This is a genomic window from Butyricicoccus intestinisimiae (assembly GCF_018918345.1).
GTDB lineage: Bacteria > Bacillota > Clostridia > Oscillospirales > Butyricicoccaceae > Butyricicoccus_A > Butyricicoccus_A intestinisimiae.
Map to the genome: position 1 here is coordinate 1 of NZ_JAHLQI010000004.1, position 19,917 is coordinate 19,917.

Here is a 19,917-nt window from a genome sequence, read left to right on the forward strand (position 1 = left end):
ATTACCATCAATCTATCCAAACCGGAAAAAGACCCGAAGGCGATTGCGGCAGCCAAATTGATGCCGCAGTCCTCGTATCCCAAGTGCCTGCTGTGCAAGGAAAATGAGGGCTATGCCGGACGCGTAAATCATCCGGCACGGCAAAATCACCGCGTGATTCCGGTGACAATCAACGGCAGCCGCTGGTTTATGCAGTATTCGCCATATGTATATTACAACGAACACTGCATTGTATTCAATTCGCAGCACACGCCGATGAAAATTGAACCGGCAACGTTCCGCAAATTGCTGGATTTTGTCAAACAGTTCCCGCACTATTTTGTCGGCTCCAATGCGGATCTGCCGATTGTCGGCGGCTCGATTTTGGCGCATGATCATTTCCAAGGCGGACATTACACATTCGCCATGGAGCGCGCACCCATCGAAACCGAGCTGACATTTGACGGATTTGACGGCATAGAAGCGGGCATTGTCAAGTGGCCGATGTCTGTGATTCGTCTGAGAAGTGCGGATGACAAGCAGCTTGTCGAGCTGGCATCCAAGATTCTCGCCGCATGGCGCGGATATACCGACAAAGACGCATTTATCTTTGCGGAGACCGACGGCGAGCCGCACAACACCATCACGCCGATTGCCCGTATGCGAAATGGGAAATTCGAGCTGGATCTGGTTTTGCGCAATAATATCACGACCAAGGAACATCCGCTCGGCGTCTATCATCCGCACGCGGAGCTGCATCACATCAAGAAAGAAAATATCGGCTTAATCGAAGTCATGGGTTTGGCGGTTCTTCCGGCGCGGCTCAAAACCGAGCTTGCCGCTGTGGCGGAGGCACTGGTCTCCGGTGCGGATTTGACCGCGGACGAACGCACGGCACCGCATGCCGATTGGGCAAACGAGTTAAAAACGCGATATACCTTTACCGAACAAAACGCCATGGACATCCTGCAAAAGGAAGTTGGCATTGTGTTCTCTCAGGTATTGGAGCACGCAGGCGTATTTAAACGCACGGAAACAGGCAAACAGGCATTTTTGCGGTTTGCACAGTCTGTCAATTAAATAGTTTTCCCGGCTGTCAGAGGCAAAATACACGAACTGGAACAAACAAAACGCTGACAGTCGGGATTTATCTTGTATTTTTGTTGAGAATATGCGCAATTTGTAGTATTCTAATAGAAAGGAAAAACAACAATGACACAGGTACAGGTAGCAGAACAGCGCGCCAACGGCGTTGCAATATATAAGCTTGAATCCGACAAACTGACCTTGCTGGTATCCAATCTCGGCTGTCATGTGCTGGAGCTGCAGGCGCCGGATCGAACCGGACAGTGCGCCGATGTGGTGCTGGGCTTTGCCGATGTGGAGGACTGCGCGCATGACGGCAGCTATATGGGTGCGGTTGTCGGCCGCGTTGCCAATCGCATTGGCGGCGCATCGTTTGTATTAAACGGAAAACGCTATGATTTGGCGGCAAACAACGGTGTCAATCATCTGCATGGCGGCGTGCACGGATTTAACCAGAAAATTTTTGATGCGGAGATTGTAGATGACGGCATTCGTTTTTCATATCTGTCTCCGGACGGAGAAGAAGGGTATCCGGGTAATTTGAAGCTGGATGTTTTGTATCAACTCAAGGACAATGCGTTTTCCATCGCCTATCAAGCGGTCTGCGACCAAGACACGCTTGCCAATTTTACCAATCATATGTATTTTAATCTTTCAGGCAATTTGGAACATATCGAAGAACATGAGCTGCGTGTGTGCGCCGACCATATTGCCTGTGTCGATGAAAATTGTCTGGCAAACGGTTCGTTTATGCAGGTCACGCAGACACCGTTTGATTTCCGCACGTTTCACAAAATCGGCGAACGCATCCATGCGCTGCATCCGCAGCTGAAGAATGCCGGCGGATATGACCACGCCTTTGTGCTGAACGCGAAAAATGAACAGATTGTTCTGCGCCATCCGGCGAGCGGAAGAACGCTGACCATCTCGACCACACTGCCGACAACGCAGGTTTACACGGGAAATTTCCTGTCCGGCGGCTGCATGGGCAGACAGGGCAGACCGTACGAAAATCGGGAGGGCGTGGCGCTGGAAACGCAGCTGCTGCCGAACTCGATTCATATTGAGAAACATCCATCTGTTATTTTGCGGAAAAATCAGATTTTTCAGGCAAAGACAACGTACTGCTTCACGGCGGAGTAAAAGGAAAAAGGAGGACGATGCATGCGTACCTTTAGTATCGTTTTAGCAGACGATGAGCCGCAAATCCTGCATGGCATGCTGGGAGGCATCCCGTGGGAACAATTGGGATTTTCCGTTGCGGCCACGGCGGGCAACGGACAGGAAGCGCTGGAATATGTGCAGAAGCTGCATCCGGATTTGCTCATCAGTGACATCAAGATGCCGTTTTTGGACGGCTTGGAGCTTGCGCGGATTCTGCACGATGCGTTGATGCACATTAAAATCGTCCTCTTTTCCGGATGGGATGACTTTGAGTACGCCAGACGGGCGATTAGCTACGGCGTTTCGGAATATGTCCTCAAACCGATTGATTTTGAAGAAATGCAGCAGCTGCTCTCCAAGCTGCATGCAGAGCTGGAAGAAGAATACGATTTCCGCACCAACCGGCAGCGGCAGGAAAAAATATACCAGCAGAGCTTGCCGCTGCTGCGGCAGCAGTTTTTCACCCAACTGCTGCAGGGAAAAATCACGCAGGAATATGCGGCGCAGCAAATGGAACTGCTGGATCTCTCATTTACATATCCGGCATATGCGGTTGCGCTCATGCAGACGCAAAACAACGAGGATATTCTGACCCAAATCTCGGTACAGCAAATTGTGGAAGAAATGCTGGGCAAGGTGTGCACGGTGTATTCTTTTGGTATGTACGAGCAGACGGTGTATTTGCTCGGCCTGCCGGACACAAACAGCAGCCGTCTCATTTTGAAATCGTTGGAAGAAGCGGCGCATATGTCACAGCGCATGCTCAAGGCAAAATTCTCTTGCGGTCTGGGCTTGTGCTGTGACACGTGGATGCAGCTGGAAACGGCATACGCACAGGCAAAGGATGCGCTGGAATACAATGTCGTTGCCAAAGAGGACGTCATTACCTATTACGGCGATGTGACGCCCAACAACAGGGCACAGGAACCCGATTGGACGTGTCTGCTGGAGCCGCTGGAGCTTGCGGTAAAGCACGGCAATACAGAGGAAATTTCCGGCGAGGTCAAGAAGTTGCTCGAAGCGATTCAAAAACACAAATACAGCTTTAATGAATATCAGCTGATTATTTTGGATATTATTTTTTCGCTTTCCAAATTGTATCGGCGATACCAGATACAGGAAGAAGACGGACTGGCAGGTTCCAAGCACATGGTCATGCGCATTCTTTCCCTGCGGACAGGCGAGGAGCTGAACAACTGGCTGTACAACTACTGCGACTTTACCAGCCGAAGCATTCAAAAGCAGCAGACCGACCAAAATGCCATTCTTGCCAATCAAGCGCGCGACTATGTGGACAACCATTTCAGCCAGCCGGATCTTTCGGTGGAAACCATGTGTCAGCTGTTCAACGTCAGTGCTTCGCATTTCTCCAAAGTATTTCGGCGCGAAATCGGAACCAGTTTTTTGAACTATCTGACCCAGCGCAGACTGGATGAGGCGGCACGGCTGCTGACGGAAACCGAGGAGAAAAGCCGCGTCATCGGCGAGATGGTCGGCTATCCGGAACCGAACTATTTCAGCTATGTGTTTAAGAAAAACCGCGGGGTATCTCCGGCAAAATATCGAAAGCAGGAACAGGCCAATGCGTGAAAAAAGACATCCTCTGAGCGTGCGTAAGCTGTTTCCGTTGTTGTTTTCTGGTATGATTACGGTGTGCATTGCGGTGCTGATTGTGCTGTTTTCGCGCTATGTATCCGGTCAGATTCAAAACAATGTGCAGACGGATACCGAGCGCCAAATGGATGCGCTCTCTGCGGGGTTGGAGCAAGAGATCAAAAGTATGTCGGATTTGATCAATCAGGTATATTACCAAATTCTCAAAACCGGCGACGGCACACAGACGGCGCGGGATGCCTCGCTGCAGGACTTTTATCGGCAGCATAACAGGCAGCTGGTCAACGTGGCGCTGTATCTCAAATCCGGTGAGACCGTCTGGAGTACAGAGCAGACACCGGTGCCGGCGGCGGACGTTGTCAAGCAGCCGTGGTTTCAGCAGGCGGCACAGACCATTGAACAGATTTCCTTCGGTTCGCCGCAGCTGGTCTGTCAGAAAGATCAGCTCACCCGTGTGCTTGTGGTGAGCCGATATGTAGAATTTACCCGCGGCGGGCAGTCGACAGAGGGCGTGCTTCGCTTGGATTTTCCGGTTTCGGATTTGGACAGCACGCTTGAACGATACAAAAGCACCAAGGTAGACTATTGCTATGTCCTCGACACGGACGGCAGCATGCTGTATCATCCGTTTCGCAAGGAGATTGCCAGCGGCTTGTGGGAAGAATGGTCGATACCGATGCTGTCGGACACAACCGTTCAGCACAACCATGCAGCATGGAACATCCAGACGCATCAAATCGGCTATACCGGCTGGAAGCTGGTTGCGGTTCGCTCGCTGACCGATGTGCAGCAGCAAAATCACAATTTGTATGTCATTTTATGGGTGGTTCTGTGCGCGGCGGGCGCCGTACTGATTTTGACGGATTTGCTGCTGCTGCGATTGATTACGCATCCGGTCAGCAAATTGTCCGCAGTGATGGAACGGTTCGGCGTCGGAGATTTGAGCGTGCGGGCACAGGCGGAAGGCATTGGTGAGCTGCGCGCGCTGGCAGACCACTTCAACAGCATGGCAGAGCGCATTCAGGGACTGATGCGGCGGGTGATTGCAAACGAAAAGGAAAAGCGCCACATGGAGCGCAAGCTGCTGCAATCGCAGATTACGCCGCATTTTTTGTACAACACATTGGATTCTATCATTTGGATGATTCAAAGCGGAGAATATGAAGGCGCGGGAAAAATGGTATCGCTGCTGGCGAAGTTTTTCCGTGTCTCTCTGAGTCAGGGAAAAGACATTATTCCGCTGAGAAAAGAAATCGAGCACGCGGTAAGCTATCTCTCCATTCAAAACATCCGGTTCAAAGACAAATTTGAATTTATCACGGACATTGATGCGTCGCTGCTCGACTATTTGTGCCCCAAAATCACCATTCAGCCGATTATTGAAAATGCCGTGTATCACGGCATGGAAGGAAAATACGATGATGGAGAAATCGAGCTGTCGGTGCATGAGGTGGACGGCAATATTTGTATCGCGGTGGCGGACAATGGCGGCGGCATGACCGAGGAGCAAATCGACTATATCCTGCACAACAAAGTGGTTTCCAGCAAGCGCGGCTCGGGCGTCGGCGTACACAATGTGGATGATCGGCTGAAATTGCTGTATGGTCCGGAATATGGCGTGACGATTGAAAGCGTGCTGGACGAGGGAACGACCGTGCGCATGACCATTCCAAAGGTGCGTGAAACAGATGAAGAATAAGACAAAAAAATACTGCATCGTGTTTGCGCTCGTCCTGATTCTCAGTGCGTGCATCGGGCGGCTTGTCTTTCAGGGGCAGGAAAAACAGCAGGTACAGCTGACGGTTGTGCTGCCGAGAGGAAGCGAACAGGAAACATCCGCACTGATGGAAGGCGTGCGCGACTGCGCACAGGAGTATGAGATACAGATGCAGGTCTTGTACGGTGCGGCGTGGACGCAGCAGCGATGGGAGAAAACCATGCAGGAGGAACAAACACTCGGCTCAAAAGGTATTCTTCTGCTGTATCCGGAACGGTTTCTCTCGGTTTCGCGAACCGATGAACAGGCGTATGCCGCGATGCCGGTTTTGTGCTGTTCCGATGAGCCGTATGCATGCTTTCCGTTTCAGGCATCGTTTGACCGCACAGATGTGCAGCCGGATGATGTGGTTTCCGACGGCGAACTGACCGCGGAGCAGATGGCAGCGATACAATCCGGCAGCCTGCGCGGCGTCTGGGTTCCCAATTGGTATCAGCTCGGATATCGCAGTGCACAAAAGCTGTATTTTCACGCGGCGGGAAGCGCCATGGAATCCGTGCAGGCGGATATGCTGTGGGTATCCAAACAGGCGCTGGATGCAGGAACCTATGATGCGCTGCTGGGCGAATGAGGGGATAGAATATGAAACACAAAAGACAAATGGGCGTGTATGCGCTGCTGCTGGCGTGTGTCTTGCTCCTCTGCCTGTGGATATGGAAATTTCCGGTGAAGCAGCAAAAGCGCGTGTATAAAATCGGCGTCTGCGTGTATGACTTGGACGATTCGTTCATGAAAAGCATGACGGAGGAATTGGAACAAGCGCTGGAAACACAGGTGTCCGCAGATTTGCCGGTTCGATATGAAGTGCTGGACGCCAACGGCAGCGATAATGTGCAGCAAAAGCAGATTCAATATTTGCTCAAGCAGGATTGTGATGTTTTGGTGCTGAATTTGGTTCAGGCGGATTCCGCAGCGGACAGCCTGAATCAAGCGCGCAGCAGAGACATCCCCGTGATTTTGTTCAACCGAGAGCCGGACGAGATGGATTTGCAAATCGGAGAAAAAGTCTGGTACGTCGGCACGGACGGACAGGCGGCGGGCGTGCTGCAGGCGACCATGCTGCGAGAGGCGTGGGACAGTCAGCACATAGACAAAAATCAAAACGGAACACTGGACTACATTCTCATCGAGGGCGAGCAGTCGCATTACGACACGATTCGGCGCACCAATGCGTTTTTGTCGGAAACAGGAAAAACCCTGCCGATGAATCAGCTTGCCGGCTTGTCTGCGGATTGGGCGCGGCAGCGCGCGACCGAGCAGTTGGGCACGCTGTCCGAGCAGGAGCTGCGGGAGGCGGAGGCGATTGTCTGTAACAACGATGATATGGCGCTCGGCGCCTATGATTTTTACCAGCGAAAGGGCTGGGACAGCCCGCTGATTCTGGGCATCAATAAAACGCAGGCGATGCAGCAGCGGATTGATGACGGAGAAATTTATGGAACCGTGGACATCAATCCATCGCAGCAGGTGCATCTGGTTTGTCAGCTAATCAATCAGACTGCCGCGGGAACATCCGTCCAACAGAAGATTTGGTATGCGGAACCGCTGGCATATAAAACGGCAAACAAATAAAACCATGCCGCTCGGACAAAAAACGTCCGAGCGGCATGGTTTATGCCGTACTTTTTTTGGAAATTCGCTTGTCCTTTGACGCAAAAATCAGTATAATGGTAAGCAGATTGTGTGTGCGCCCGTGCGCGCGCAATTTCGAATAGATTTTCCTTATTTGGGAGGCAAAAAATGAAAACACTGGGCTATTATAACGGAAAATACGGAGAACTGGACGAGATGTCCATCCCGATGAACGACCGCGTCTGTTGGTTCGGCGACGGCGTGTATGATGCGGGTCCGGCGCGCAACGGCAAGATTTTTGCGATTGACGAGCATATCGACCGCTTCTTTAACAGCGCAGGACTGCTGGACATTGTCATGCCGGTTACCAAGCCGGAGCTCAAGCAGCTGCTGCAGGAAATGGTGGATAAGATGGACGATACCGAGCTGTTTGTTTACTATCAGGTGACGCGCGGCACCGGCATTCGCAACCATGCATATACAGAGGGTGCAGGCAATCTGTGGATTATGATTATTCCGCAGGTCATCGGAGACTGCAAGGAGCCGATCAAGCTGATTACGCAGCCGGACACCCGTTTCCTGCACTGCAACATCAAGACACTGAATCTGATTCCGTCCTGCGTTGCATCGGAAAAGGCAAAGAAGGCGGGCTGTCAGGAGACCGTGTTCTATCGTCCGGGCAACCGCGTCACCGAGTGCGCGCACAGCAATGTGTCCATTCTCAAGGACGGCAAGTTTATCACCGCACCGACAGACAATCTGATTTTGCCGGGCATCGCGCGTGCGCATCTGATTCAGGCGTGCAAGAAGCTGGAAATTCCGGTGAGCGAGACGCCGTATACGCTGGAAGAACTGTTTGACGCGGATGAAATCATCGTGTCCAGCTCCAGCAAGCTGTGCCTGCGTGCCTGCGAGATTGACGGCAAGCCGGTAGGCGGCAAGGATGCGGAGCGCATGGAAAAGTTGCGTGCCGCAGTCATTGAAGAATTTGAGAGCGCAACCGCAGCGCAGTAACAACGCGCGGTGCTATTCTGCGGATGCAGGGTCAGCCGGCAGAGCCGAGTAGATGTTCTTGATTGTGCGCAGCACAAAATGCGTCTGCGTCTGACACACGCCGGACTGATCCTTGATCCAGCGGTGAATGGTTTCCAGTTCATCGGAAGAACGGCAGTTGACCTTGACCATGTAGTCATAGCTGCCGGTGAGATAATAGCAGGAGATGACGTTGGGGTGCTCCATCACCTTCTCGGAAAACGAGTCGTTAAACCGCGGATGCTCCAAGGAAATTTCAATCAAGGCGGTGACATCGTTGCCGACCTTGGCGTCGTTGGTGATGACCGTGTACGAGCAAATCACGCCGGCATCTTCCATTTTATGAATGCGCTCGATGACCGTCGACACGGACAGATGCACGGCTTTTCCGATGTCCGAAGCACGTGCGCGCGCATTTTGTTTTAGGTGTGCCAGTATTTTCTGGTCGATCTGATCCATCCTCGACTCCTCCTGCATGTGAGATGAAAAAAGGCAGTCAACGCTTTGGATGCTGACCGCCATAGAGTTATCTTTATTATATCAGCAGGGACAAGGCTTGTCAAAACTCTTTTTTTCGTCCTGCTTCTTTGTTTCTGTTAATTGTTTGTTAAATCGCAATGTGCGCAATTGACGCTTTTTGGAAAGTATGCTATGCTTATGCCAGTTGAAAAGGGAGTAGTTGCAAGGCACGTTGTCAACATCACGATTTGCGCGGCAAATCTGGCAGGGTGCGCCTGACATCGACAGGTAACAAGACTTTTCGGCAGTTGTTGTGATACACTTCAACTGGCGGGAGGTCTTTTTGTTTACCTTCCGCCGGAATATTTGCGAAAGGAAGGAAACAATGACACAAGACTACTTTAGAAAGACGGCTGCGGAGGCGCTGCGCGCGCAGAATACCTCGGAACAGGGGCTGTCCGCGCAGGAGGCTGCGCAGAGATTGCAGACCTACGGAAAAAATAAGTTGTCCGAGGGAAAGAAAAAGAGCATCGTGCGGATTTTTGCAGAGCAGTTTCGCGATTTGATGGTATGTATCTTGATGATTGCAGCGATTATTTCCGCCTGTTCCGGCAATGTGGAGAGCACGATTGTCATTTTTGTCGTGCTGATTCTCAATGCCGTGCTCGGCACGGTGCAGTATGTGAAAGCGGAAAAATCGCTGGAGAGCCTGAAGACCATGGCGTCCCCGACAGCCAAGGTGCTGCGCGATGGTGCCCGCGTGGAGATTGATTCTGCATTGGTCGTTCCCGGCGATATCGTATTGCTGGAAGCGGGCGATATGGTGACTGCGGACGGCCGCATCTTAGAGAATTTTTCGCTCAAAGTCAATGAAAGCTCTTTGACCGGAGAATCCGAAGGCGTAGACAAGCAGACGGATGTGATTGACGCCGAGCAGGTTGCCCTAGGCGATCAGAAAAACATGGTGTTTTCCGGTTCGCTGGTGACCTACGGCCGCGCATCGGTGCTTGTCACAGCGACCGGCATGCACACGGAGCTGGGCAAGATTGCGGCACTGATGAACCAGACCCAGCAGCGCAAAACACCGCTGCAGGAGAGCTTGGACGCATTCAGCGCGAAGCTGGCGATTGGCATTCTCATCATCTGTGCGGGCGTGTTTGCTCTGTCCGTATTCCGCACCGGCATGGGGATTTTGGATTCGCTGATGTTTGCTGTGGCGCTCGCCGTGGCGGCCATTCCGGAAGCGCTGTCCTCCATCGTCACGATTGTGCTCGCCATGGGAACGCAGAAGATGGCGCGGCAAAATGCCATCATCAAGGATTTGAAGGCGGTAGAGAGCTTGGGCAGCGTGTCCGTCATTTGCTCGGACAAAACCGGCACGCTGACGCAAAACAAAATGACGCCGCAAACGCTGTATGCGGATGGACAGGTGATTGCCAAGGAACAGCTGGAGCTGTCCAATCCGGTGCAGCGCATGCTGCTCAAAGCCGCGCTGCTCGCCAGCGATGCAACGCATGATGAGGACACGGGAGATTCCATCGGTGATCCGACGGAGGTTGCGCTTGTCATGCTGGGCGAACAGTTCGGCGTGATTGAAGAAGTATATCGGGAACAGCATCCGCGGCTGAGCGAGCTTGCCTTTGACTCCGACCGCAAACGCATGAGCACCCTGCACGACATCGACGGTGTGCCGACCATGTTTACAAAGGGCGCCATAGACAGCCTGCTCAATCGCTCCACCCATGTGCTGACGAGCAAGGGATGTGTTGCGCTGACGCCGCAGCTGCGAGAGCAGATTATTCGCATCAATACGCAGATGTCCGAGCAGGGCTTGCGCGTGCTGGCGTTTGCATATCGGGAGCTGGACGCGGATCGCCCGCTGGAGCTGGAGGACGAGTGCAGCTTTACCTTCCTCGGTCTGATTTCCATGATAGATCCGCCGCGTCCGGAAGCGATTCAGGCGGTGGCGGATGCCAAACGCGGCGGCATCAAAACCGTCATGATTACCGGTGATCATAAAATTACAGCGACAGCGATTGCGCGTCAGCTGGGCATTTTTGCGGACGGGGATATTGCCGTATCCGGCGTAGAGCTGGAGCAGATGACGGACGCCGAGCTGGATCGCCAGCTGCCGCACATCTCGGTCTATGCGCGCGTGTCGCCGGAACACAAAATCCGCATCGTGCATGCATGGCAGCGGCGCGGCAGCATCGTTTCCATGACCGGTGACGGCGTAAACGATGCACCGGCACTCAAGCAAGCGGACATTGGCGTGGCCATGGGCATCACGGGCACGGAGGTCAGCAAGGACGCCGCTTCAATGATTTTGACGGATGATAATTTTGCAACGATTGTCAAGGCGGTCGTAAACGGCAGAAGCGTATATGAAAATATTCGAAATGCCATTCGGTTTTTGCTGTCCGGCAATACGGCGGGCATTTTCTGTGTGCTGTACGCATCGCTGCTGGCGCTGCCTGTGCCGTTTCAGCCGGTGCACCTGCTGTTTATCAATTTGCTGACGGACTCTCTGCCAGCCATTGCCATCGGCATGGAACCGGCGCGCCGCGGTTTGCTCAACCGCGCGCCGCGCGACCCGAAGCAGCCGATTTTGAACCGTGCGCTGCTGTGTAATATTGGATGGCAGGGTCTGCTGATTGCTGTCGTAACGATGGCGGCATTTTATCTGGGCTATCAGCAGCACGATGCAGCATTGGCATCGACCATGGCATTTTCAACGCTGACGCTGGCGCGCCTGTTCCATGGCTTCAACTGCCGCGGCGAGGCGTCCATCTTCCGCCTGAAATTTTCCACCAATCCGTATTCCAACTTGGCATTTGCTGCCGGTGCGCTGCTGCTGCTCGCCGTGCTGTTCGTGCCGGGACTCAAGCAGCTGTTTCTGGTTTCCCCGCAGTTTGGCATCAGCCAGCTGGGTATCATCACGGCATTGGCGGTTGTGCCGACGCTCATCATTCAAACAATCAAACTGATTGCCGAGAAGCGGTAATCTGCATAACAAAAAAGCGTGATGCCGATGTGCTCGGTATCACGCTTTTTGTATCAGCGATGTTCTTTTTGCATCATGCTGAATGCGATGCACAGCAGCAGGCTGGATATCCAGATTGCCCGCAGGCCGATGTGCAGCGAGCAAATGCCGCCTGCACCTGCGCCGAGCGCAAAAACGCAGATGATGCCGTAATAATGCAGCGCCTTGCGCAGCGCCTCCGGCCGTTTGTCGCGCAGGTAAATGGACAGGCTCTCGGTTCCGCTGCGCAGATTGCCGATACACATGGTGCTGGCATATCCGTAGCCGTGTACCTTGCGGAAGGTCTGCACCTGCATGGAGCAGGCGAAGGATACCAGAGCGGTTGCAATGATGTTGTACTGTGTGGGAATGAAGCCGACAAGCAGGAGCAAAACGAATTCGATGGCGACGACAATCTGCCGCCAATGTAGGCGGGTGGATGTTTTGTAGCGGTGACTGATATGCTCTGCGACAAACACGCCCAGCGCGAACGCGAGGAGCGGGAACAGATAGTGCAGAGCCGTCATCCAATCGCCCTCCATCAAATGCTGGCTCATTAAAACGATGTTGCCGGTTTGTGCATTGGAAAAAACCTCATCACGCACATTGTAGGTATAGGCGTCTTGAAAACCGCCGGACAGCGCGAGGACCGCGCTGAGCAAAAAGGTCTCTGAGGTTTGAAAATGCGCCTCCGAATGATGCATAATTTCACCTGATTTCGATTGAATTGTTTCCAGTCCCATATTATACAGGAAGCAAGGTGAAAAAGCAAATAGATATGCATGCCGTTGAGGCGTTTGCTATAGAATATCGCCTGCAAATGCAGTTTTGAGTGCTTTTTTGTTTGAAAATTCGGCATTTTTCGCAAAAACTCTTGCAATTGGCTTTTTTGCCATTTACAATAAGATATCATGAGATAGGGGGAACGAACTGTGTACGACGAAGAGGAACGCCGACAGGAACTCCTGCGCCGTCGCGCGATACGCCGTAGGCATAAGATGCGGGAAAAGCGCAGACGTGTGCGCCGTCGCCGGTTCATGCTGTCTGTTCTCGTTGCCGCGATCGTGCTTTTTTGTCTGATTCGTTTGGGAATGCTGGCGTATTCCGCCATCCATAGCCGGATAGATAAAACAGAGCAGCAAGTTGGGCAGACAGAGCAGATACAATCCGAAAAACAGACGGAGCAGCAGACGGAATCTTCCTATTCCATGGCGATTATCACGACTGCCGCAGGGCTCAACGTCCGCACCGGTCCGGGGACAACCTATCCGCGCGTCACAACGCTTTCCGGCGGAACGATTCTCTCGACGGATGCGGAGAAAGACAATTGGTCTCAGATTGCAGAGGGAACCTATCTCAACGATTGGCTGTGTTCGGATTATATTTCCCGTCTGCGCGAGGAGGACGGCCGCGCGACCGTGACAAAGAGCACCAGTCTATATGCGGAACCGTCTGCGGCAAATTTCCGGACGATTGCACCGCTCGAGACAGACGATGTCGTTCGGCTGCTGTATTCCGCAAAGGTTGACGGAGAAATGTGGTACGAGGTTCAAATACAAGCATATATCGGCTGGATCGATGCGGACAGCATCCGCATCCATGAAAAATACTAAACGCAATCTCCTACGCGCTGCTCGGCAACTGGGAGATTATGTTTTTATCTGACGGGACACACTATAGCATAGAACGCGCAAACAGGCAAAACATTTGCCTGCTGATAAAAAAGGAGAATCTATGTCACCAGAACTTATCAAACGATTGACGGAGCATCAGCCGTCGCTCATCGGTCTGGAGCAATGCCGGCAGGCGGCGGTGCTGATTCCGCTGCTTGAGACACCGGACGGCGTGCAAATTGTGCTGGAACAGCGGTCACCCAAGCTCAAGCACCAGCCGAGAGATATTTGTCTGCCGGGCGGTGCGATAGAAGCGGGCGAGACGCCGCGGCAGGCAGCCGTGCGGGAGGCCTGCGAGGAGCTTTTGCTCCGGCCGGAGCAAATCCAAGTGTTCGGCTTGATGGACGTGCTGCACACCAATACGCTGATGCTGTATCCGTATGCGGCAAAGTTGACGGACTATGACATGACGTACAGCACGGCGGAGGTGGAGAGGGTGTTTTGCGTGCCGCTGTCGTTTTTTCAGACGCAGAAGCCGGAGCAATACCGCATTACGCTGCCGGTGCATCCACCGGAGGATTTTCCGCTGTCGCGCATTGTCGGCGGAAAACAATATCAGTGGCGGGAGCGCCGAGAGGACATTGTATTTTATCAGTATCAGGATTGGACAATTTGGGGCATCACCGCAAAAATTTTGCAGGCGTTTGCACGCATCACAAGGTGAGAATACAATGGGACGTCGAAAAGAACTAGCAAAGAATACAGCAATCCTGACGATCGGCAGAGTATGCACCCAGTGCATCAATTTTCTGCTGCTGCCGTTTTATACAGCGATGCTGTCAACCGGTGCATATGGCACGTTTGATTTGATGCTCACCTATTCCATGCTGCTGCTGCCGCTGGTCGGCTGGCAGCTCCATCAAGGGCTGTTCCGGTTTATGCTAGATGACCGGCAAAACACCGCGCGCCATACCGTTTTGTTTTCCACCCTGCTGTTTTTTAGTGTCATCCAGTGCGGTGCCTATCTGGCGGTGTTCGCGCTGATACAGGCCGTTGTGCACGTGGAACACGCGTATTTTTTGCTTGTGTATGTCATTTTGCAGGTGTTTAACGCCATGCTGATGCAGTTTGTGCGCGGGCTGGGAAAGAGCGTCGTGTACACGATTGCATCGTTTATCGCGGCGACGGCAACCGCGCTGTTCAATGTTCTCGCCCTGACCTGTTTTCACGGAGGACTGACGGGGCTGCTGGTATCCACCCTGCTGGCACAGAGCCTGACACTGCTGTATCTTCTCGCAGCGTCCGGCTGCCGAAACTATCTGTCGCTGCGGTGCATACAACCGGCGATTTTTAAGCAGGTGGGCGCGTATTCGATTCCGCTGGTGCCGAACAATTTGGCGTGGTGGGTCGTCAATGCCTCGGACCGAACCATTGTCTCGTACTTTCTCGGCGCGGCGGCAAACGGCGTGTATTCCATCGCCAATAAGTTTTCCAATGTGTTTGTCAATTTTTATAATATCTTAAATCTGTCGTGGGCAGAGACCGTGTCGCTGCACTATACCGATGCAGATCGGGACGAATTTTTGACCGAGACCATGAACGCGATGTTTCAGCTGTTTGCTGCCGGATGCTTTGGCATGGCGGCGTGCATGCCGTTTTTCTTTCCGGTATTCATTGACGCCAAGTATCACGATGCATATCCGCAGATTTTGATTTTGCTGTATGCCATGCTGTTTCGCGTGCTGGTCGGGCTGTACAGCTGTGTGTATGTCGCGCAGAAAAATGCAAAGAAAATTGCGGAGACCTCGATTTCTGCCGCAGTCATCAACATTGTGGTGGATTTGCTTCTGATTCGAAAAATTCATATCTTTGCGGCGTCTATTTCAACGCTGGCGGCGTTTTTGATTTTGTTTTTGGTTCGATATAGAGATGTTAATCGAACCGTGCACATGAAGCTCAAGCGCTCGGTGGTGGTTGGCTGTCTGCTGATGGGCGGCTGTCTGCTGTACACGTATTATTGCGGCAATCGCCGGATACAGGCGGGCGCGCTGGTACTCACTATCGGGTATGCGATTGGCGCCAATTGGGAGATGCTCAGGATGGGTGCGCGCTTTGTTCGCAGCAAATTACATACCAAATAGACAGCAGAACGCGCCGGATGATGGCATCCGGCGCGTTTTCATGTGCACTCAGGCAGTCCGCTTCCAAATATACACGGCGAGATACGGCGGCATGTTGTTGTGTGCCTGATCGAGACCTGCGCCGTTTTGTGCCAGCTTGCCCTGATAGTTTTTCTTGCTGGTCGTGACACCGTCCGGTTTGATTAAATACTCTCCGGCTGTCGGAGACCAACTGGAAGAGGAACCATCGTTGTTGACATACATGGTGTGCGTGTGGCTTGGCATCTCCTGTGCGGTCAGCTTGTGCGTCGCTTCGCCGCCGGTGCTGCCGCCTGCATACGCAGTGCCCGCCGCGAGCAGAAATCTGTCCTTAATGCGCTCCCATGTGCCGCCCCAAGCGGCAGCCGGATCAAAGGCGGATGCCGTTGTGTGATACAGGGTGCCGACCGGATAGAACATGTCGAGCACGGCTGTCTGGAGTGCATCCGCGGACAGGCAGGCGGCGCGGGCGTCATCGACATACTGTTTGGTGGCAGCGTCCCGACCGGCTGCCGGTGCCTGTAAGTTGGAAATGGTGTGTGACTGCGCATCGAGATTGCCGGACAGTTTGCCGCCGGACTGCTTGACGTAGACAGCACCCATGCCGTCCGCAATGCTCTGGGCGGTTTCGGCGGCGGCCTGCGCGCGCTGGGCGTTGGCGCTTGCCTGTACAATTTGATCCATCCATGGACGGCTGGCAGCTTGGCAGGCGGTATCCGCCCGCTCCGACAGCGCGGCATAGACAACCGTGCTCATCTGCTGCGATTTTGCCAGCATGTCACCGACATACCAGCTCAGCTCGCACAATCCGGAGCCGGATGCGGCGGTGTCGGATGCGCTGACGCGCCAAGTGACAAGGGCACCGGTCTGTTCCACAACGACAGGATGCATGGAGCCTTGGGCAGGCTGAAACAGCAGCGCCGCACTGCCTTCACCATACGTTTCCAGATACGATGTACAGTCGAAGCAAATCACCGTGTGATTTTCGCCGCATCTGCCCAAGGGAATGCTGTTGGGCAAATGCGTCATGTCAATTGTTAAAGTTGTATTCATTGACTTCACCTCCGGCTTTTATAATAGGCGCGAACACCGCTCTGTCAACGTTCATTTCTTGCAAGCCTGTGGAAAACACCGCGCAGTTTGACAGCTCGACAAATTTCAGCTATAATTCACAACAGTTTTTAAGAAAATCAAGGAAGTATGATCTATGTATGATTATTTAGTTGTCGGTGCCGGATTGTACGGCGCTGTATTTGCGCAGGAAGCCAAGCGGGCGGGAAAATCGGTGCTGGTGATTGATAAGCGTCCGCATGTAGCTGGAAATATTTATACAGAAAAAATCGAAGGCATTCATGTGCATCGGTACGGCGCGCATATCTTCCACACAAACAACAAGCAGGTGTGGGAATACATCACGCAGTTTGCCGACTTCAATCGGTTTACCAACAGTCCGGTGGCCAATTATAAGGGCGAGCTGTATTCGATGCCGTTTAATATGTATACGTTTAACAAAATGTGGGGCGTCGTGACACCGGAACAGGCACAGAAAAAAATTGAGGAACAGCGCGCGGAAATTCAGGGCGAGCCGCAAAATCTGGAACAGCAGGCTATCTCTCTGGTAGGCCGTGATATTTTTGAAAAGCTCGTCAAGGGGTACACGGAAAAGCAGTGGGGACGCGATTGCAAGGAGCTTCCGGCATTTATCATCAAGCGCCTTCCGGTGCGGCTGACCTTCGACAACAATTATTTCAATGCGCTGTATCAAGGCATTCCGATTGGAGGCTATACCAAGTTGGTGGAACGTCTGCTGGAAGGCATCGAAGTGCGGCTGGATAGAGACTATCTCGCAGACAAATCAAACTGGGATGCCATGGCGCGCAAAGTCGTTTATACCGGAGCAATTGACGCATATTTTAATTTTCAGCTTGGCAATCTCGAATATCGCAGCGTGCGGTTTGAAACGGAAGTATTAAACATTCCCAATTTCCAAGGCAATGCTGCTGTAAATTATACGGATCGGGAAACGCCGTGGACACGTATTATCGAGCACAAATGGTTCGAATTCGGCAAGGATGAACACGGAAACGAACTGCCCAAGACGGTCATCAGCCGAGAATATGCATCGGAATGGAAGCCGGGAGACGAGCCGTATTATCCGGTGAACGATGAGAAAAACAGCGCGCGGTATCAAGCATATCAGGCGCTGGCACAGCGGGAATCGCATGTGATTTTCGGCGGAAGATTGGGAGAATATACATATTATGACATGGATCAGGTCATTGCGGCGGCTCTGGAAAGAAGCAGACAAGAATTGGCTTGACAGATAGAAAAAAGCAGATTTTCCGTTTTTGGAAAATCTGCTTTTTCTATACCATAAACTTATTTTGCGTTTTCGGATTGTGCCGGATGCTCCGCTTCCATATTTTGCGGAAGAATCAGATTCAAAACAATGGCGACGACAAAGACAACCGCAACACAGTTCTGTGCAAAGACGGTTTGAACCATCTGCGGGAAAATCGCAAACAGATCTGCGCACTGAGTAAAGCCGAGGCCGATGCTGAGCGAGAGCGCCGCAATCACAGTGTTGCGCTGCGAAAAGCCGCACTTGCTTATCATCTGCAGGCCGCTGACGACAATGGTGCCGAACATCATAATGGTGCAGCCGCCGAGCACTGCATCCGGCAGCGTTGCGAGCAATGCGCCGAACATCGGGAACACGCCGGCAAGAATCATAATCACTGCGCCGGTTGCAATGGTGAAGCGATTGACAACCTTGGTCATCGCAACCAGACCGACGTTTTGGCTGAACGATGTAATCGGCAGGCAGCCAAAGACAGAGGACAGCGAGCTGATAAAGCCGTCACAGGCGATGGAACCGGAGGTTTCCTTTTCCGTGACATCGCGTCCCAAACCGGAGGCAGCCAGCGCCGAGGTGTCACCGATGGTTTCGGTTGCAGATACCAAGAAGATGAGCACGACAGACACAATCGCGTCCGGACGGAATTCCATGCGGAACGGCATCAGCTGCGGAATGGCGATAAGAGATGTGCCTGCCAGCGAAGAAAAGTCCACCATGTGCATGCATACGGCGAGAATATAGCCGACAATCAAGCCGAACAGCACAGAGAGCTGCTTCCAAAAGGACTTGGCAAATACATGAAACAGGATACAGCAAACCAGCGTCACAACGCCGAGAATCCAGTTTTCTGCCGAGCCGAAATTTTCGCTGCCGGCACCGCCGCCGAACGAATTTGCGCCGACGCTGAGCAGAGAAAAGCCAATGGCAGTGACCACACTGGCGGAGACAATCGGAGAAATCAGCTTGATCCAATACTTGGCAAATAGGCCGAGAACGCCTTCAATCATGCCGCCGATGAGCACTGCGCCCATAATCGCGCCGTACCCGTACTGCGCACCGACAAAGCTGAGAATCGACACAAAGGTAAAGCTGATGCCCATGACGATGGGCAGACCGGAGCCGATCTTGCCGAACAGCGGAAACAGCTGTACCAGTGTGCCGATGCCGGCAATGAGCATGGCACTCTGAATGAGCAGAGCGGTTTCCTTGCTGTCCAGTCCGCAGGCACCGCCGACAATCAAAATCGGCGCAATGTTGGATACGAACATCGCCAAAATGTGCTGCAAGCCGAACGGAATGGCATTGAGAAGCGGCACTTTGCCGTCCAACGTGTAAATATGATTGACAGAAGCGGATTCTGTCGATGTTTTTGTAGCGTGCATGAAATCTCCTTACTGTTCGCGGAACTGAACCGTACCGTTTGCAGCGTCCATGCCCTCAACAATTGCGAGAGATTCCAGCTGATAGCCAAAATTACGAATGATGCGGCCGCCCTGCTGGAAGCCCTTCTCGACAGCGATGCCGATGCCTTCCACGGTACCGCCTGCCTGTGCAACGATGGACAGCAGACCCTGTAAAGCACAGCCGTTTGCAAGGAAATCATCAATAATCAGCACATGATCGTTCTCATCCAGAAATTTCTTGGATACAATCACCTGATTCTTGCACTTGTGCGTAAAGGACTCTACCTCTGCCACATAAACGTCACCGTCGATGTTGATGCTCTGAGACTTCTTTGCAAAAACAACCGGAACATGAAAATGACTTGCTACGATACAGGCGATGCCGATGCCGGAAGCCTCGATGGTGAGAATTTTGTTGATCGGCTTGCCTTCAAAACGGCGCTTAAATTCCTCGCCCATCTGGTTGAACAGATCAATATCCATCTGATGGTTGAGAAAGCTGTCTACCTTCAGAATGTTTCCTTCCTTAACGATACCGTCTTTTACGATACGCTCTTCTAAAAAATTCATAATGATCCTTCCTTCGTATGTATTCAATGTGATATACACTTCAGTGTACCAAAAAAATCGACAAATATATACTGGTATTATATCAGAAAAACCATGAAATTCATACAA

The 19,917-nt window shown here is 52.5% G+C and carries 17 protein-coding genes; 12 read left to right on the forward strand and 5 right to left on the reverse strand.

The genetic code is table 11. The features are described from left to right. The 7 genes from KQI75_RS08210 to KQI75_RS08240 all read left to right on the forward strand — a co-directional run. A partial coding sequence (locus KQI75_RS08210; protein ID WP_216470265.1) for a UDP-glucose--hexose-1-phosphate uridylyltransferase occupies positions 1 to 1,059 on the forward strand: 1,059 nt, incomplete at its 5' end. 132 nt (positions 1,060 to 1,191) lie between these two features. Beyond that, a complete protein-coding gene (locus KQI75_RS08215) occupies positions 1,192 to 2,208 on the forward strand; it encodes an aldose epimerase family protein (protein WP_216470266.1) in 1,017 nt (338 codons plus the stop codon). A gap of 21 nt (positions 2,209 to 2,229) precedes the next feature. Continuing rightward, positions 2,230 to 3,819, forward strand: coding sequence for a response regulator (locus KQI75_RS08220; protein WP_216470267.1), 1,590 nt, complete (start codon positions 2,230 to 2,232; stop codon positions 3,817 to 3,819). Beyond that, positions 3,812 to 5,542, forward strand: coding sequence for a cache domain-containing sensor histidine kinase (locus tag KQI75_RS08225; RefSeq protein WP_246566531.1), 1,731 nt, complete (start codon positions 3,812 to 3,814; stop codon positions 5,540 to 5,542). Before KQI75_RS08220 ends, KQI75_RS08225 begins: the two co-directional genes overlap by 8 nt. After that, positions 5,532 to 6,191, forward strand: a complete 660-nt coding sequence (locus KQI75_RS08230; RefSeq protein ID WP_216470268.1) for a hypothetical protein — start codon at positions 5,532 to 5,534, stop codon at positions 6,189 to 6,191. Before KQI75_RS08225 ends, KQI75_RS08230 begins: the two co-directional genes overlap by 11 nt. 11 nt (positions 6,192 to 6,202) lie before the next feature. Beyond that, complete coding sequence (locus KQI75_RS08235) at positions 6,203 to 7,192, forward strand: substrate-binding domain-containing protein (protein ID WP_216470269.1); 990 nt, start codon at positions 6,203 to 6,205, stop codon at positions 7,190 to 7,192. 168 nt (positions 7,193 to 7,360) lie between these two features. Further along, the gene (locus KQI75_RS08240; protein ID WP_216470270.1) at positions 7,361 to 8,206 is read left to right on the forward strand and encodes an aminotransferase class IV; all 846 of its coding nucleotides are present in this window, start codon (positions 7,361 to 7,363) and stop codon (positions 8,204 to 8,206) included. A 12-nt stretch (positions 8,207 to 8,218) separates the two neighbouring features. On the opposite strand, the gene KQI75_RS08245 is transcribed toward KQI75_RS08240, so the two are convergent. Further along, positions 8,219 to 8,683, reverse strand: coding sequence for an Lrp/AsnC family transcriptional regulator (locus KQI75_RS08245; protein ID WP_216470271.1), 465 nt, complete (start codon positions 8,681 to 8,683; stop codon positions 8,219 to 8,221). Positions 8,684 to 9,068: 385 nt separating this feature from the next. Between KQI75_RS08245 and KQI75_RS08250 the strand changes: the two genes are divergently transcribed. Continuing rightward, on the forward strand, positions 9,069 to 11,687 hold the full coding sequence (locus KQI75_RS08250) for a cation-translocating P-type ATPase (RefSeq protein WP_216470272.1): 2,619 nt from the start codon (positions 9,069 to 9,071) through the stop codon (positions 11,685 to 11,687). A gap of 53 nt (positions 11,688 to 11,740) precedes the next feature. On the opposite strand, the gene KQI75_RS08255 is transcribed toward KQI75_RS08250, so the two are convergent. Beyond that, positions 11,741 to 12,409: a YoaK family protein gene (locus KQI75_RS08255; RefSeq protein ID WP_216470273.1), complete on the reverse strand. Its 669-nt coding sequence runs from the start codon at positions 12,407 to 12,409 to the stop codon at positions 11,741 to 11,743. Between the two features lie 228 nt (positions 12,410 to 12,637). Here KQI75_RS08255 and KQI75_RS13775 point away from each other — a divergent pair, with 228 nt between their 5' ends. The 3 genes from KQI75_RS13775 to KQI75_RS08270 all read left to right on the forward strand — a co-directional run bounded on the left by KQI75_RS13775 (position 12,638) and on the right by KQI75_RS08270 (position 15,459). Continuing rightward, positions 12,638 to 13,318, forward strand: coding sequence for an SH3 domain-containing protein (locus KQI75_RS13775; RefSeq protein WP_216470274.1), 681 nt, complete (start codon positions 12,638 to 12,640; stop codon positions 13,316 to 13,318). Between the two features lie 121 nt (positions 13,319 to 13,439). Beyond that, on the forward strand, positions 13,440 to 14,042 hold the full coding sequence (locus tag KQI75_RS08265; RefSeq protein ID WP_216470275.1) for an NUDIX hydrolase: 603 nt from the start codon (positions 13,440 to 13,442) through the stop codon (positions 14,040 to 14,042). Between the two features lie 7 nt (positions 14,043 to 14,049). Continuing rightward, the gene (locus KQI75_RS08270; RefSeq protein WP_216470276.1) at positions 14,050 to 15,459 is read left to right on the forward strand and encodes a lipopolysaccharide biosynthesis protein; all 1,410 of its coding nucleotides are present in this window, start codon (positions 14,050 to 14,052) and stop codon (positions 15,457 to 15,459) included. A 48-nt stretch (positions 15,460 to 15,507) separates the two neighbouring features. On the opposite strand, the gene KQI75_RS08275 is transcribed toward KQI75_RS08270, so the two are convergent. Beyond that, positions 15,508 to 16,530 (reverse strand): phage baseplate protein, encoded by a 1,023-nt coding sequence (locus tag KQI75_RS08275; protein ID WP_216470277.1) that lies wholly within the window; start codon positions 16,528 to 16,530, stop codon positions 15,508 to 15,510. Positions 16,531 to 16,684: 154 nt separating this feature from the next. On the opposite strand from KQI75_RS08275, the gene glf reads away from it, so the two are divergent. Continuing rightward, a complete protein-coding gene (gene glf, locus KQI75_RS08280) occupies positions 16,685 to 17,797 on the forward strand; it encodes a UDP-galactopyranose mutase (protein ID WP_216470278.1) in 1,113 nt (370 codons plus the stop codon). 59 nt (positions 17,798 to 17,856) lie between these two features. Here the strand turns inward: glf and KQI75_RS08285 are convergent, their stop codons facing one another. Together KQI75_RS08285 and KQI75_RS08290 are read right to left on the reverse strand one after the other, a co-directional pair. Further along, entirely contained in the window at positions 17,857 to 19,218 is a 1,362-nt protein-coding gene (locus tag KQI75_RS08285; protein ID WP_216470279.1) for a uracil-xanthine permease family protein, read from the reverse strand. A gap of 9 nt (positions 19,219 to 19,227) precedes the next feature. Beyond that, a complete protein-coding gene (locus KQI75_RS08290) occupies positions 19,228 to 19,809 on the reverse strand; it encodes a xanthine phosphoribosyltransferase (protein ID WP_216470280.1) in 582 nt (193 codons plus the stop codon). Positions 19,810 to 19,917 lie beyond the last annotated feature (108 nt).